This window comes from Streptomyces sp. TAA204 (genome assembly GCF_000424965.1).
Window position 1 is genome coordinate 35,802 of the sequence record NZ_AUKW01000003.1, and the last position, 15,221, is coordinate 51,022.

Below are 15,221 nucleotides of genomic sequence, written 5' to 3' on the forward strand. Positions count from 1 at the left end.
CGGACGGCCTCCCGGCCCCGCCCTCACATACGGCGGTTGTCCAGCACGGCGACCGCCCGCCGCACACGCTCCGTCTCCTCCACGTCGACGTCGGCGACGATCAGCTCCGGTCCCGTACCCGCCTCTTCCCTCACGCGCCCGTCGGGACCGACGAGCACGCTGTGCCCGATACCGGTGGGCGCCTTGGTGGGCCGGGCGATGTCCGCGTCCGGGTCCGGCGGTGCCTGGCCGACCGCGGCCACCCACACCGTGGCGTCCAGGGCCCGTGCCCTCGCCAGCAGTTCCCAGTGTGAGAGCTTTCCCGGTCCCGCGCCCCAGGAGGCGGGGAGCACGGACAGCACGGCGCCCTTGTCGGCGTGCGCGCGGAAGAGTTCGGGGAAGCGCACGTCGTAGCAGGTGGCGAGGCCGACCCGCACTCCCGCCACGTCGACCGTGACCACCTGGTCCCCGGGCGCGACGGTGTCGGACTCGGAGAAACCGAAGGCGTCGTAGAGGTGGATCTTGTCGTAGGACGCGTCCACGTCCGGGCCGGTGGCCAGGAGGGTGTTGGCGACCCGTCCGTCGGGGGACGGGGTGAACATCCCCGCCACGACGGTCAGTCCGTGCCGCCGTGCCGTGTCGCGTACGCCGTCGGCCCACGGTCCGTCCAGCGGCTGGGCCACGGGCCCGAGCGGGATACCGAAGCGCGCCATGGCCGCCTCGGGGAAGACCGCCAGTTGCGCGCCCTGTCCGGCCGCCTGTTCGGCCAGGGCGTCGATGGCGCGCAGGTTCTCCTCCGGGTCGGTGCCCGCGGTGAACTGGCACAGTGCCGTGCGCAGGGTTGTCACTGCGTCTCCTTTCCGCCCGTGCGGAGCCGCACGGGCCGGTGCCGAGGAGTGGCCACGGGAGGGGTGCCCCTCGGCCCGTTCGCCGGTGCCGCGACCGGCACCGGATGCCCCTCCCGGCGTCAGGACTGTTCGACGGAGTGCTTCTCCAGACCCGGTGCCTGGGTTCCGCCGTCACCCATCAGCTTGATGTATTCCTCGTCCTCCGTGTGGTCCGCGTCCCGTCCCAGCAGAACACCCGTCACCGTCAGAACCGCGGTGAGCACGATGTATCCCGCCAGGGGCAGCCACGTACCGAAGGTTCCGAGCAGCGCCGTGAAGATCAGCGGGGCCACGGCACCACCGATGACGCCGGCCAGGGTATAGGCGAGCGAGGAGCCGGTGTAGCGCAGCCGGGGGCTGAACTGCTCCGCGACGAAGGCCGCCTGGGGACCGTAGAGCATCGAATGGATGACCAGCGCGCCTATGACTCCCAGGACGATCAGACCCCAGGAACGCGTCTCGGCGAGCGGGAAGAACACGAAAGGCCAGACGCCCGCCGCGATCGCGGCCGTCATGTAGAGGCGGCGGCGGTTGAAGCGGTCGGAGAGCGCCCCCGCGAGGGGGATCAGGAAGATCTGGAGCGTGGAGCCCAGCAGCACCGCGGTGAGCGCTTCGCCGCGCGCCATCCCCAACTGCTCGGTCACATACGTCAGGACGAAGACCGTGAACATCGCGTAGAGGACGTCGGGCGCGACCCGGCAGAGGATCGCGGCGATCAGGGGCCTGCGCTGATGGGCGAAGACCTCGCGGACCGGTGCCTGCGGGCGCTCGCCGCCCGCCTCGACGGCCTTGAAGACCGGTGTCTCCTCCAGGTGCGTGCGGATCCACAGGCCGAACGCGACCAGCACGCCGGAGAGCAGGAACGCGATGCGCCAGCCGAAGGAGAGGAACTGTTCCTCCGTCAGCATCGCGCCCAGCGCCGCCAGGGCTCCATTGGCCATGAGGTTGCCCGCCGGGGGCCCGATCTGCGCCGCCGACGCCCAGAATCCACGCTGCCGCGAGTTGCCGAACTCGCTGCTGAGCAGGACGGCTCCGCCCCACTCGCCGCCCACGCCGACTCCCTGCGCGAAGCGCAGCAGGACCAGCAGGGCCGGTGCCACGGGCCCGGCGACCGCGTGGGTCGGCAGCAGGCCGATCAGGAAGGTGGCCGCACCGACGAGCACGAGGGTGGCGACGAGCACGCGTTTGCGTCCGATGACGTCACCGAGGCGCCCGAAGACGAAGCCGCCCAGGGGGCGCGAGATGTAGCCGACCGCGTAGGTGGAGAAGGCGAGGAGGGTTCCGGTGAGCGGGTCCTCGGAGGGGAAGAAGAGCTTGCCGAACACCAGGGCGGACGCCGCGGAGTAGACCGCGAAGTCGTACCACTCCAGCGAGGTGCCGGTGAGGCTGGCGGTGAACGCCTTGACCAGCGTTCTGCGGTCCTGGGGGGCTGCGGCGCCGGGCTCGCCCGTGCCGTGGCGCTGACCCGGTTCTTCCGCTGCCTCCGGGTGCGGCTTGTTCTGGTCCACGGGGCCTTCCTCACGGTCGGGGACCTGTTTGGTACGGGAGCATACTTGCTGTATACAGCTCGTATGCGCAACCCTCGGGGGAGGAATTTACCCCCGTGAAACCAAGCCCGACCTGGAGGAATCCCATGTTCAGCCTGTCCTTCACGCTGCCCGACAGCACCCGTCGCACGGTGCGCGTGACCCGCCTGCTCAACGCCGGGTATGCAGGTCGCAGCCAGAAGGACGTCGCCGCGCACGTGGCGGAACTGGCCGAACTGGGAGTGCCCGCACCCTCCACGACCCCGGCCCTCTACCCCGTCTCTCCCTACCTCGCGCAGCAGACCGGCACGGTCGCCGTGCAGCACGGGAAGACCTCCGGCGAGGCGGAGTGGGCCCTCGTGGTCGACGACACCGGTGACCTGCTGCTGACGGCGGCCTGCGACCACACCGACCGGGAACTGGAGGCGTACGGCGTGGCCTGGAGCAAGAACGCGGCCCCCGACGTGCTCGCCGGCGACGCCTGGCGCCTGGCAGACGTCTCCGGACACCTCGACCGCCTGACCCTGCGGGCATGGGTGACCGGCGAGGACGGCACCGAGGAGCTGATCCAGGACGGCACCGCCGCCGAACTGCTGACGCCGGACCACTGGGCCGGCGTACTGCGCGAGCGCGGTGAGCTGGAGCCCGGAACCGTCCTCGTCTCCGGCACCATCCCCATGCGGCAGGGCGTGAACCAGTTCGCGGGACGCTGGCGCGTCCAGCTCGCCGATCCCGGGACGGGCGAGGAGATCTCGCTCGGTTACGACGTCGTGCCCATGCCGGAGCCCATCGGCTGATCGCGGTCGACGGCGGCGGTCGTCCGGGCCGGACGTCCGGGCCGGTCGACGGCGGCGGGCGAGGGGCGCGGGCGACGGCCGCCGTCGGCGGAGTGCGTGAGGACTTGTGGAACCGCCCCGGGGCGGAGGGAGCCCCGGGGCAGTTCGCCGTGTCGCGGGGGCGATGCGCACAGGAACGGCCGCGCGACGGCCGGGGACCACCCTGATCGCGCATGCCGTAGCACCCTCGCACCGTCGCACTCACGGGCTCGCGCATACGGGCTGCATACCGGCCGTACTCACGGCTCGCGCATAAGAGCTGCATACCGGTTGCACTCACGGCTCGCACGCACGGATCAAGCGCCGGTGACACGGCCGCCGTTCACATGTGAGCCGACCACACGGGGTCCGCCCGCCGCGCGCCGGCCTCCCGCAAGATGCGCGCAACACAGATGTAGCAACGCACCTCTTGAAGGATCGTTCAACGATCCTCTACGTTAGCTGAACATCCCCGGCCCTCCGGCTCCCCCGGCAGGTCTCCGGCAGGCCCTTCCGGCGGCACCCTCTCCCTCTGCGAGGTGCGCACATGAACAGCAACCCCATATCCGGTGCCCCCCGGGACGGCACCGGGCACGGCACGAGTCCTGCCCACGACCCCGGGACCGACCCCGAACCCGAGCCCGAGTCCGGTCCCGGCACGGCACCGGAGAAGGAAGACGGCGGCCACTCCGGCCCGTTCGCCTGGTTCCGTGAGCTGGGAGCCTCCGGGCGCCGCGCGTTCGCGGGTGCGTTCGGCGGCTACGCGCTCGACTCCTACGACTTCTTCACCCTGCCGCTGGGCATGGTCGCCATCGGCGCCTACTTCAGTCTCGACACCGGCCAGACCGGACTGCTCAGCACGGTGACGCTGGTCGTCTCGGCCGTCGGCGGCGCGGGGGCGGGAATCCTGGCCGACCGCATCGGCCGCGTACGCACCCTGATCCTCACGGTGGTCACATACGCGCTGTTCACCCTGCTGTGCGGCTTCGCCCCCAACTACGAGACGCTGCTGGTCTTCCGCGCCCTGCAGGGCCTGGGCTTCGGCGGCGAGTGGGCGGTCGGAGCGATCCTCGTCGCCGAGTACGCCTCCGCGAAGAACCGCGGACGCACACTCGGCGTCATCCAGAGTTCCTGGGCCGTGGGCTGGGCGCTGTCCGTCGTCGTCTACACGCTGGTCTTCCAGTTCCTCGACGAATCGATCGCCTGGCGTGTGCTGTTCTGGACCGGTGCGCTTCCGGCACTGCTGATCCTCTACGTCCGGCGGAACGTCACCGACGCGCCGAAGGCCGCGGAGCAGCGCAGGAACAGCGGGCAGAAGGGCTCGTTCAAGGCGATCTTCGGCCAGGACCTGCGGCGTACGACGCTCTTCGGCGTGCTGCTCTCCACCGGCGTCCAGGGCGGCTACTACACGCTCGCCACATGGGTGCCCAGCTATCTGAAGACGGACCGCGGACTGACGGTGGTCGGCACCGGAGGGTTCCTGACGTTCCTGATCTCCGGGGCGTTCATCGGCTACCTCACGGGCGGTTACCTCACCGACAAGCTGGGGCGCAAGCGCAATGTGGCTCTGTTCGCGGTGCTCTCAGCGATCTGCGTCGTCGCCTACACGAATGTGCCGGTCGGCTCGAACACCCTGGTGCTGCTGCTCGGCTTCCCGCTCGGCTTCTGCATGTCGGCCATCTTCAGCGGCTTCGGCTCCTTCCTCAGCGAGCTCTACCCGACTGCCGTGCGCGGCACCGGGCAGGGGTTCGTGTACAACACCGGCCGAGCCGTCGGGGCGTTCTTCCCGACCCTGGTCGGCTTCCTCGCCAACAGCTGGGGAGTGAGCGGTGCGCTGATCTTCGGCGCTGTCGGCTACGGCCTCGCCCTCATCGCCCTGCTCGGACTGCCCGAGACGCGCGGCCGGGAGCTGGTCTGACCGGCAGCCAGCGCAGTCCCCCGCCGTCCCCCGTCGTCCCCAGCCGTCCCCCGCATCCACGGAAGGACTCGTCATGTCCCGTACGACGCAGGCCACTTCGGCGCTCGGGGGCGCACCGGGCGATCCGCACGCACCGCATGGACCGCACGAACCGCATGCACCGGGCACACCCGCCGCTGCGGCGGTCACGGGAGCCACGGCCGCCGGGACGGCCGGTGAGACCGGTGAGGCCGGTCAGGCCGGTCAGGCCGGTCAGGCCGGCGGTCCCGGTGAGGCCCGGACGCACTTCCGCACCGGTTCAACGGCCCCGACGACAGGGTGGGCCCCGGGGTTCACCCAGGCCAACCTGATCTCCGTACCGCGTGAGTGGGCGTACGACGTTCTGCTGTTCTGCCTGCGGAACCCGAAGCCCTGCCCGGTACTCGATGTGACCGACCCCGGGGAGACCTCGACGGTGCTCGCCCCCGGCGCGGATCTGCGCACCGACGTTCCGGCCTACCGCATCTGGGAGCACGGCGAGCTGACAGAGGAGCCCACGGAGGTGACCGGCCGGTGGAGGAAGGACCTGGTGACATTCCTCATCGGTTGCAGCTTCACCTTCGAATGGGCCCTCGCCGAGGCGGGCGTACCACTGCGGCACCTGGAGCAGGGGCGCAACGTCGCCATGTACGTCACGAACCGCCGGTGCCGGCCCGCCGGGCAGATGCACGGGCCGATGGTCGTCTCCATGCGTCCGGTGCCGGAGGCACTGCTGGAGACGACGGTGCGGGTGACGGGCCGCATGCCCGATGTGCACGGCGCTCCCGTGCACATCGGCGATCCGTCGCTCATCGGTATCGAGGACATCGGGCGGCCGGACTTCGGCGACCGGATCGAGGCCCGTCCGGGCGATGTTCCGGTCTTCTGGGCCTGCGGAGTGACGCCGCAGGCCGCGGTGATGGCCTCGCGTCCGCCCTTCGCGATCACGCACGCACCCGGCCGGATGTTCATCACGGACGTACGGGACGAGCAGTATCTGGTCGCATGAGACGGCTGCGAGGGCCGGTCGGCGGCGGGTCGTGTGCCCACCGCCGACCGGTTCCGGCCGCCCGGTCCGCCCGTCGGTCCGTCGGTCCGCCCGGTCCGTCAGTCCACCCGGTCCGGCGACAGGGTCACGCCTCCTCGTAGACGACCCACACCTGGCCCCGGTCGAACGGCATGGGTTCGCCGTTCTCCAGCGTGAAGGTGGTGCCGGACTCCTCCGTCGGCCGCTCCCACGTCGTCTCGTAGGACTTGCCGTCACGCATCACGGTCGCGGAACCGCTGCCGACGGTCTCCTCGTACGGGGTGCCGCCGTCGTCCGGCGGCATCGCCACCTTCTGCACCACCACGGTCTTCGGACCGAGGCGCTCGCCGCCGGTGCTCGTCGCGGGCTCACCGTCGAACGAGGTCAGCCAGCGGTCCTCTTCGGCCGACCAGTTGAAGCCCGTCAGTGCGGAGCCGTAGTCCACCGTGCGCTCGTCAGTCTGCTCACCGCCGCCGGGTGCCTCGTCGGCGAAGCGGAAGCCGACGTCGTCGCTCAGGCTGGCGTCCGGGGCGACGTCGAGGATCTTGTCGGGATGCCCGTACAGGTTGTGCGGGGCCTCGTTGTCGCCGCCGCGGAAGTACGCGTCCGGGTGGTCGTCGTGCGAGACACCGTAGAGGGGGGAGTTCTCGATGAGGTCGACGACGCCCTCGCGCGCGCCGGAGTAGGCGAGGGCGGGCCGGTCGAACATCCGCAGCTGCTCGACGTTGTACGCCCGTGCGCTGCGCACCGGCCCCATACCGTCGGGGAATTCGCTGGAGTAGACCCCGAGCAGCCGGCTCAGCCCGCCCTCCACCTTCTCCACGAAGACGATGTCGGCGTCCTCCACGGCCGTGTGCGGCCGGGCGTCCTTGTGGTTGTCGATCTTCACGGCCATCACCGGGGCGGGTTCGGCGGGCAGTCCCGTGAAGGGGGAGGTGGCCTCACGCGTCTGGGAGGCGTCGCGGGACGCCGTGGGGGGACCCTCCTGCGCGGCGGAGGGGCCCGCCGTGCCGGCGGCGAGAGCAACCACCGCCAGTGCGGCCAGCACACGTGTGGCCCTGCGTGTCCCGCCCGGACGTATGCCGCCTCCTCTGCCGTTCCGGGACGATGGGGTCGTGATGCCTTCCATCTCAACTGCCTTCCGTGTGGGGGGATTCCGGCGACCCACCTCATCCGTACCGCGCGGAGCCGTCAATAGCGCGCACGGAGCCGCCGGTGAGGCGCGCGGCGTCTGAACACCGCGCGCTGCCTCACCCCGACGCCGGAGGGCCGGCGCCGGAACTCCCTCAGAGTTCGGAGTTGATGACCGCCTCGACCAGCACCTTGCCGTCCGTCGTCAGCCCGATCTGCTTCCCGCCCTCGTCGACGACGGCGAGCCCGCGCTCCTGCAGTGACAGGAACTTGCTGCGCCACGGCTCGTCGAAGAGGGAACGCCCGGGGAATCGCTGCTGGTGGAGTTCGTCGCTGAGCGGGGTCAGAGTCGAGAGGGCCATCTTGACCGCCCTCGCCTCCTGTCCCTCCTCGGAGAAACGTGTCGCCGAACCCAGCGGGATGCGGTCCGCCTCGACGGCCTCCGCGTACCGCTTCCAGTTCACGTCGGTGATCGCCTCGGAGGTGCGGCAGCTGGAGCTCCCGCCGAGCCCGATCGCGACCTCGGCCTCCTGCTTGTCCTGGTCGACCATGATGGCCTTCCACTTCTCCGGGCCGAGGCCGTCCCGCGCGAAGTACATGGTGGGCTGCTCGCGGTAACCACTGCGCTCCAGGCCCTCGGTGAGCAGCTCACGCATCTGGTACTGCTCGCCGAGCGTGGGCCAGCGGTGGCCGTCCCTCACCAGCTTGGCGCGGTAGTCGGGCAGTTGCCACGCCGCGGGCTGGACGCCGGCCACGCCGGTCCTGGTGTCGGCGTAGGACGCCAGGTGCAGTTTCGTGCAGACGACCGCGGTCAGCTCGTTCTCCACGACGATGTCCAGGTCGCGGCGGACGCTGTCGACGCTCTGGTCGAGCAGCCCGTACATGAGGTCGATGCTGATCCAGTCGAACCCGATGCTCTGCGCGTTGCGCACGAAGTCCACGCACATCTGCGACGTGTGCTCACGGCCGCACTGCTCCAGAACGTGGCCGTCGAAGGACTGCACTCCGCTGCTGAGTTTGGTGCAGCCCAGTTCGGCGAGCAGTTCCAGCTTCTGCGGCGTGAACGTACTGGGGTCGCCCTCGAAGCGGATCGCCGTGTCCGGGGTGAAGTTGAAGTTCTCACGGTAGAAGTCGAGCAGGCGGCGGATGGCGTCCGGCGGCAGCAGTGAGGGGGTGCCGCCGAAGACGTTGAACTCGCCGATGGGCGCCGACGCGAGGTTCGGCACGTCACGCAGCCACAGTTCGGCCTCCCGGATGTTCCGGTCGACCCACTGGGCGGCCTTGCTGTCCGCGACCTCGGGGTCTCCCTTGACCAGCACGACCGGGTACTGGCAGAACCGGCACCGGTAGGCGCAGGTGGGGATGTAGGACCACAGGTGGATCGGGGCGGTCGAGGCCAGCTGCCGGTCGAGATCGGTGAGGAAGTCGGCGGGTGAGTAGTCGGGGATGTTGCCCGGGAAGACATGGGCCCCGAAGGGGTCCTCGGTGACGTACTCCAGCAGATGCCGGTTCGCGGGGTCGGAGAGTTTCTCCAGCACCGACGGCACCGGACGGCCGGGGTCGGTCTCGCGGAGAGACGCGAGGGACTCCTCGTACGTCTGCTTGTGGCCGATGTCCATCAGAACACGCCTCCGTTCCCGAAGTAGTTGTGGGCCTCTCCGGACTCCCGGTCCTCGCAGTAGTACCTGACGAACTCGGTGAATCGCTCCGGCGGCACGTCGCGCAGACACTCGGGCAGCGGCGGCGGATGGCCGATGTCCTCGCCGACGGTGGCGCGCAGCCGGGCGAACAACTCGTCGGCGAACTCGAAGTACAGCCGGTAGGAGGGGGTCTTGTACGAGTGGATGGGGGTGAAGTCGACCACCCGCATCTCGTCCTTGATCTCGGCGATCCGGCGGCCGAGCCGCTCGGCGAGCGACGGGCCGAAGAAGTCGACGACGGCGTCGTCGTCGAGGAGGGAGGGCGTGAGCAGCACCGGCAGGATGGTGTTCTTCGGTGTGAAGTCCTTGATGGAGAACTCCCATGCCTGCAGGGCCTCTTCCTCCGTGAGGTCCTCCGTGAAGTCCCTCTCGCGGTCCAGCAGGACCTCCGGCACCCGGATGTCACGCATGACGATGATGCCGTCGGAGCCGTAGGCGCGGCCGGTGATCACCTCACCGATGGCGTGGTTGACCCGCCGGGGATTGATCTCCACCCGGGAGGCGGGCACATAGGCGATGTCCTCGCCGGAGCCGCGGACGCGGATGCCGAAGTCCCAGTCGTCGGAGAGGTGGTTGACGAACCGTCCGTTCTGGAGCTGGTAGAAGATCTCGACGCCGCCGACCTTGTCGTACGCGCTCTTCTCGACGGCGAAGCCCTTGCCGTCCGGGAAGCCGCCGAAGAGCGCGAACGTCACGGCGCGGCAGCGCAGCGTCCGCTGGATGGCGTCCCACAACCGCGGCCGGTGGGTGAAGTGTTCGGGTGCGTAGTAGTAGTCGCAGACGCCGATGGCGGCCTTGCCGGAGTCCATGGCGGTCAGCAGTTCCCACAGCCAGCGCTCGTCGACCGTGCAGTCCGCGTCGGCGGAGACGAGGTAGAACCGCCGCTCGGCGTCCGCGCGGCCCCGCCGGGCACTGCGCTGCGAGGCGAAGTCCATGCCGGTCTTCCGCGCGCAGGCCACTCCCTGCTCCGGTTCGGGGACGACGTGTACGGCGAGGTCGGGGTGGTCGGCGGCGAAGCGGTGCGCGATCTTCACCGTGTCGTCGGTGGAGTTGTTGTCCACGAGGACGACCTCGTACAGCGACTTGTCCAACGGGCCGTCCGCACCGCGCTGCTGGTAGAGCGAGCGCAGAACGGCGGGCAGGTTCTCCGCCTCGTTGTAGACCGGCAGCACGACGCTCATCCGCGTCCGTTCGCCCATCGGGGCGAGGAACATCTCGGCTGCCTGCTCACCCGCCCGGTCCGCCCCGAAGTGGCGCCTGCCGAGCCGGTGGTTGAAGTCCGCCATCTCCTCACGCTTCCTTTCGTCCAGGATCAGCTCGGCGACGGCGTCCACGAAGGATGGCGTGGGCAGGTCGCCTTCGTTGAGCTCCATGACGGGGGCGCGGAATCCCTTGTCCCCGTAGACCGTGTCGTAGAGCTGGTAGCGGGTGGTGAGGTACGGGACGCGTGAGGCGATGGCCTCACCGATCGGGTTCCCGTAGCTCTCGTAGTCGTAGGAGGTCAGGAACGACGCCAGGTCGGCGTGGGCGAGCAGGTCGCGGACGGAGTAGCCGGGTCCGCGCGCGGAGCCGATGTCGGCCTCGTGCGGTGCGAGCCGGCCGCCGAAGACCACTCGGTCCCGCACGCCCAGCGACTCGGCGAGACGCAGGAGCTTCGCGTACTCGCCGGGCGACTCCGCGGTGTCGCCGGCTACGAAGAGGTGCACGTCCGCGCGGTCGGCGAGGGCGGCCACCAGATGGATGTCTCGGTCGATGCGCTTCTGCGGGATGATCCGCGTGCAGCGGGTGAGCAGCGGCACGCCTTCGGGAATGCCGAACTCGCGGCGGAAGTCGGCGTTGCGGCCGTCGACCACGGCGGGCGCGTGCGTGAAGGTGTTGGGCAGTACGGCGATGTTCTCCAGGTCCGGTACCCACTGCAGGGTCTTGCGGCGGGCCTCTTCGTGCAGTGCGAGGTACTGGATGTGCGGCGAGTTGAACGGGGCCACCGTGCGCGGGTAGGGGAAGTCGCCGTACTTGTGGATGCCGGGCTCGCTCTGCCACATCAGGTCGTGGTCGCGCCACAGCACGAAGCGGCCGAGTCCCCGGCGCCGTCCGTAGGTTTCGACGGCGGCGTAGAGGGCCTTGGTGTAGGTGATGTTCTCGGGCAGGGTGCCGTTCTCCACCAGTACGAAGGAGACGTCCAGCCGCTCCCAGGTCTCCACGATGCGTTCGCCGATGGCCCGCGCGGCGGCGTCGACGCGGGGCAGCAGATGCCCGCCCTCGCCCCGCTGCACGTGCTCGCTCAGCACGTCGGAGACGAACTGCTGGTCGTAGCCCGGGACTTCGTCGACGCCCTCGATCCGGTCCAGCTGTATCCAGCCGGGGAGCTGGGCGGCCTCGTCGCTGTAGGGCCTGAAGAACGCCTCCTTGTCCGCCTTGATGTCGTAGCCGAGGTCGAGATGCACGCGGAGGCCCCGCTCCCGGAACGCGCGCGCCGTCTTGACGAACTCCACCACCAAGCCGGATACGGGGGTTGCATCGAAAGAGACTCCCCACAGAGCTGTCATGGGTCCTCAGCACTCCCGCCGTCGGCTGCCGGTCCGCCAGTGAGTCCTGCCCCTGGGAGAGTCGCTGCTAACGAATTCCAGCCACACCCTGGGGTGTTCACTCGACATCCGGTCTGCGAGGACTGTTGATCTCTGGAGGGGGGATTCGGCGGAATCCCGCACGTACCCATAGCCTGACCGCTCGCGGACCCCCCAGGAGGAAAGGGCGGTACAAGTGGTTTCCCAACGCACCGGCGTGGCCGTGGTGTTCATCGTGAACGGCGGTCTCTACGGAGCCTGGGCGGCCCGGGTGCCCGCGCTCGCCTCACAGGTCGGCGCCGAACCCGGCGCTCTCGGGCTGGCGTTGCTCGGCCCCAGCATCGCCATGATCATCACCGCGCCGCTGGCGGCGCGGGCCTGCGCCGCCTGGGGCGCACGCTCCGTGATCTTCGCCTCGCTCACCGGGGCCTGCCTGATGCTGCCTCTGCTGGGGCTGGCGCAGTCCGTGCTGACGCTGGGGCTCGCACTGGCCGGCCTGGGCGCCCTCATGGGAGCGGTGGACGTGGCGATGAACGTCGCGGCCGTCGCCGTCGTACGGGAACTGGACCGGCCGCTGATGCCGTTCTTCCACGCGGGCTTCAGCATCGGCGGGCTGTTCGGGTCGCTGGGCGCCGCTCTGGCCGCCGCGCTTGCCCTCGCTCCCGCCCAGCACTTCTGCTTCGTGGCGGTGGCCGGGCTGCTGACGCTGCTGATCGCGGGGCGCGCGGTGCCGGGGGAGCGGCCGGAGCCGGAGGAGCGCGCCGAGGGCTCCTACAAGGACGTCGTCTTCCGCGGGCGGCTGTGGCTGCTCGCGGCGGTGGCGCTGTGCGCGGCGGTCGCCGAAGGTACGTGCGCGGAGTGGTCGGCGCTGTTCCTGGTACGCGAGCGCGCCCTCACCGAATCGGTCGCCGCCACCGCCTACTCGGTCTTCTGCGTGACGATGGCGGTGACCAGGCTGGTCGGCGAGCGGGTGGAACGGCGCTTCGGACCCCACCGTGTCCTTGCGGGCAGCGGACTCGTCGCGGCCACCGGGCTGATCGCCACGGCGGTGGTGCCGGCGGGGGCCGTGGCCTACGCCGGGTTCGCCGTCGCCGGGGTGGGCCTGGCCTTCTGCTTCCCGACGGCGATGGCACTCGCCGGTGACGCCGGGCGACGTGCGGACGGACGCGGCGGCGAACGCGAGCTCGGCTTCGTGACGACCATCGCCTACGCGGGATTCCTCGGTGGCCCGCCGCTGATCGGCGGGGTCGCCTCGCTCACGAGTCTCACGGTCTCACTCGGCCTCGTCGGGCTGCTGGCCGCACTGATCACGCCCGCGGCCCTCGCGGTGCGCAAGGGCCAGGACACCCCGCGGTCCGCCGCGGAGCGGGAACTCGTCTGAGCGGCGGCGCGAGGCGCAAGCCGGGGCACGGGCGCGAGGAGGGCACCCCTTCCTGTCCGCCCTCCCGTCCCGCCGTACCGCCCGGACACCGCCTAACTGCCGACCCCCGCGGGGCCGTCCCCGTGAGTCACGCGGATCTTGGACTGCCCGTGGGGCAGCTTCTCCCAGTCGTCCATGAAGCGGGCGCTCAGCCCGTGCTTCTCGGCAAGCGCGGTCAGGGTCTCGGTCCGGTAGTAGAAGTCCTCGCGCAGCACCTGGTGTTCGGCACCCTCCGTACGGTCAAAGGTGAAGTCGAAGAAGCCGCGGGGTGCGAGGACCCGGCCGACGTTGGCCAGGCACTGGTCGATGATCTCGGCCGGCGAGTGGGAGAAGACGCTGTGCGCGTGCACGACGTCGAAGTGGCCGCTGGGCAGGAAGTCGAGTGTCAGGTCTCGTGTGATGGTCAAGTGGGGCAGCTTGTCCTGCAGTTCGTAATCGACAAGGGTCTTCTTGGCGGAGATGAGGATGTCCGGGGAGATGTCGATGCCGTAGTAGTTCCCGGCGTCGAGGTATTGGATGAACCTCCAGCCGGCACGGAGGTTGCCGCAGCCGATGTCGAGCATGCGGTGCTCCTTCTGCAGCCCGTGCTCCAGGAGGAAGTCGAACTGCATCTGACCCAGCGCGAGCCACCGGTCGTGACTGCGGCTTCCCACCGCCGCCTCCGGATTGCCGGCGGTGTCCGAGGCCATCACCGCCCGGTAGTAGTCGACATGGTCCGGGTGCTTGAGCCTCAGCCACCGGTCCCGGAGGGCCCGGCGCAGGTAGGGGGTGACCCGTGCCGGGTTCCGCAGTGCGTAGGAGACCTTGTGCGACAGCCGTGCGCGGTTGGCCGCCAGAGAGCGCGGGGTCTTCTTGGGCATGGGGACGTACTCCTTCGGTGATGTGGTGTCTTCGGCGGCCCGCCGGCGGAGGAAACGCCGAATCGTCCGCCATGTCGGACACGTTCGCCGCGAGCGTATGGCAGCGGCGCGCCGGGAGGCGGAGGCCGGATGCCGGGCGTTTCGTGCGAACGGCGCGCGGGTGTACGTGCGTTCCGCGACCACTGCGTGCGGGGCCGGTGCGTGAGCCGTCAAGAGACCGGCCGGTACGCCCGGTGGTTCCCTTCCGCCGGGCGTCCGCCGGGTGTTCCGTGCGCGGGCCGGTCTCCTCGCCCCGTTCGGAGACTCCTGCTGCGGTACTGCCCGGCGGCGCCCGAGTCGGGCGGGGTTAGGGTCCACGGAAGCGAAACAGTCCTCACACCCCCCGGCAGGAAGGAGCGAACGTGCGCGTCGCCGTACTGGACGACTACCAGCAGGCCGCCCACCATTTCGCCGAGTGGCAGAGCCTCGACGCCGAAGTCGTCTTCCTGCATGAGCATTTGGCCGACACCCACGCTCTGGTCGAGGCCCTGCACGGCTATGACGCGGTCGTCGCGATGCGCGAACGCACACCGTTCACGGAGGAGCGCTTCGCCCGGCTGCCGAACCTGCGGCTGCTGGTGACCACCGGCATGGCGAACGCCGCCATCGACCTGGCCGCCGCGGAGCGCCACGGCGTGACGGTCTGCGGCACGAACAGCCCGGCCGTCGCGACGCCCGAACTCACCTGGGGACTCATCCTCTCCCTGATGCGCAACATCCCGGCCGAGTCGACGGGCATGCGTGAGGGGCAGTGGCAGAACACCATCGGCGGCGACCTCCACGGACGCACGCTCGGCGTGGTCGGGCTGGGGCGGCTCGGCTCACGCGTCGCCGCTGTCGGCAACGCCTTCGGCATGCGCGTACTGGCCTGGAGCGAGAACCTCGATCCGGCCACCGCCGGTGAACGCGGAGCCGAAGCCGTCAGCAAGCAGGCCCTCTTCTCGCAGGCCGACATCGTGAGCGTGCACTACAAGCTCAGCGAACGCAGCGCGGGGCTGGTGGGACGCGAGGAGCTGTCCTGGATGAAGCCCACCGCGTACCTGGTCAACACCTCACGCGGCGGGCTGATCGACACGAACGCGCTCATCCAGGCCCTGCACGAGGGAACCATCGCCGGCGCCGGCCTGGACGTCTACGACGTCGAGCCGCTGCCGGCCGACGACCTGCTGCGTACGGCTCCCCGCACCGTCCTCACCCCGCACATCGGCTATGTCACCGAGGAGACCTACCGCATCTTCTACGGCCAGGCCGCGGAGGACGTCGCCGCCTTCCTCGCCGGAACGCCCCTGCGCACGCTCACACCCTGACCGCCGCGCGCGTACGGCCCTCCGTGCGGC

Annotated in this window: 11 protein-coding genes; 5 read left to right on the forward strand and 6 right to left on the reverse strand. The window is 70.2% G+C overall.

What is annotated here, in order from left to right; genetic code table 11:
• Positions 1–23: 23 nt before the first annotated feature.
• The gene (locus H343_RS0105835) at positions 24–818 is read right to left on the reverse strand and encodes a carbon-nitrogen hydrolase family protein (RefSeq protein WP_028430380.1); all 795 of its coding nucleotides are present in this window, start codon (positions 816–818) and stop codon (positions 24–26) included.
• A gap of 128 nt (positions 819–946) precedes the next feature.
• Positions 947–2,275, reverse strand: coding sequence for an MFS transporter (locus H343_RS29080; protein WP_051264755.1), 1,329 nt, complete (start codon positions 2,273–2,275; stop codon positions 947–949).
• A gap of 224 nt (positions 2,276–2,499) precedes the next feature.
• On the opposite strand from H343_RS29080, the gene H343_RS0105845 reads away from it, so the two are divergent.
• The 3 genes from H343_RS0105845 (at position 2,500) to H343_RS29090 (ending at position 6,152) form a co-directional block, all read left to right on the forward strand.
• Positions 2,500–3,189, forward strand: a complete 690-nt coding sequence (locus H343_RS0105845; protein ID WP_028430381.1) for a DUF2848 domain-containing protein — start codon at positions 2,500–2,502, stop codon at positions 3,187–3,189.
• Between the two features lie 565 nt (positions 3,190–3,754).
• Entirely contained in the window at positions 3,755–5,125 is a 1,371-nt protein-coding gene (locus H343_RS29085) for an MFS transporter (RefSeq protein ID WP_078505067.1), read from the forward strand.
• 73 nt (positions 5,126–5,198) lie between these two features.
• A complete protein-coding gene (locus tag H343_RS29090; RefSeq protein ID WP_078505069.1) occupies positions 5,199–6,152 on the forward strand; it encodes a putative hydro-lyase in 954 nt (317 codons plus the stop codon).
• Positions 6,153–6,276: 124 nt separating this feature from the next.
• Here the strand turns inward: H343_RS29090 and H343_RS0105860 are convergent, their stop codons facing one another.
• The 3 genes from H343_RS0105860 to H343_RS0105870 all read right to left on the reverse strand — a co-directional run bounded on the left by H343_RS0105860 (position 6,277) and on the right by H343_RS0105870 (position 11,547).
• Positions 6,277–7,218: a DUF3048 N-terminal domain-containing protein gene (locus tag H343_RS0105860; RefSeq protein WP_051264759.1), complete on the reverse strand. Its 942-nt coding sequence runs from the start codon at positions 7,216–7,218 to the stop codon at positions 6,277–6,279.
• A 238-nt stretch (positions 7,219–7,456) separates the two neighbouring features.
• Positions 7,457–8,920 (reverse strand): radical SAM protein, encoded by a 1,464-nt coding sequence (locus H343_RS0105865; protein WP_028430383.1) that lies wholly within the window; start codon positions 8,918–8,920, stop codon positions 7,457–7,459.
• Entirely contained in the window at positions 8,920–11,547 is a 2,628-nt protein-coding gene (locus H343_RS0105870; RefSeq protein ID WP_028430384.1) for a glycosyltransferase, read from the reverse strand. The genes H343_RS0105865 and H343_RS0105870 overlap by 1 nt, the downstream gene beginning before the upstream one ends.
• A 214-nt stretch (positions 11,548–11,761) precedes the next feature.
• Between H343_RS0105870 and H343_RS0105875 the strand changes: the two genes are divergently transcribed.
• A complete protein-coding gene (locus H343_RS0105875) occupies positions 11,762–12,946 on the forward strand; it encodes an MFS transporter (protein ID WP_028430385.1) in 1,185 nt (394 codons plus the stop codon).
• A gap of 92 nt (positions 12,947–13,038) precedes the next feature.
• Here H343_RS0105875 and H343_RS0105880 read toward each other — a convergent pair whose 3' ends face one another.
• Positions 13,039–13,845, reverse strand: coding sequence for a class I SAM-dependent methyltransferase (locus H343_RS0105880; RefSeq protein WP_028430386.1), 807 nt, complete (start codon positions 13,843–13,845; stop codon positions 13,039–13,041).
• A gap of 401 nt (positions 13,846–14,246) precedes the next feature.
• Between H343_RS0105880 and H343_RS0105885 the strand changes: the two genes are divergently transcribed.
• The gene (locus tag H343_RS0105885) at positions 14,247–15,191 is read left to right on the forward strand and encodes a D-2-hydroxyacid dehydrogenase family protein (RefSeq protein ID WP_028430387.1); all 945 of its coding nucleotides are present in this window, start codon (positions 14,247–14,249) and stop codon (positions 15,189–15,191) included.
• Positions 15,192–15,221 lie beyond the last annotated feature (30 nt).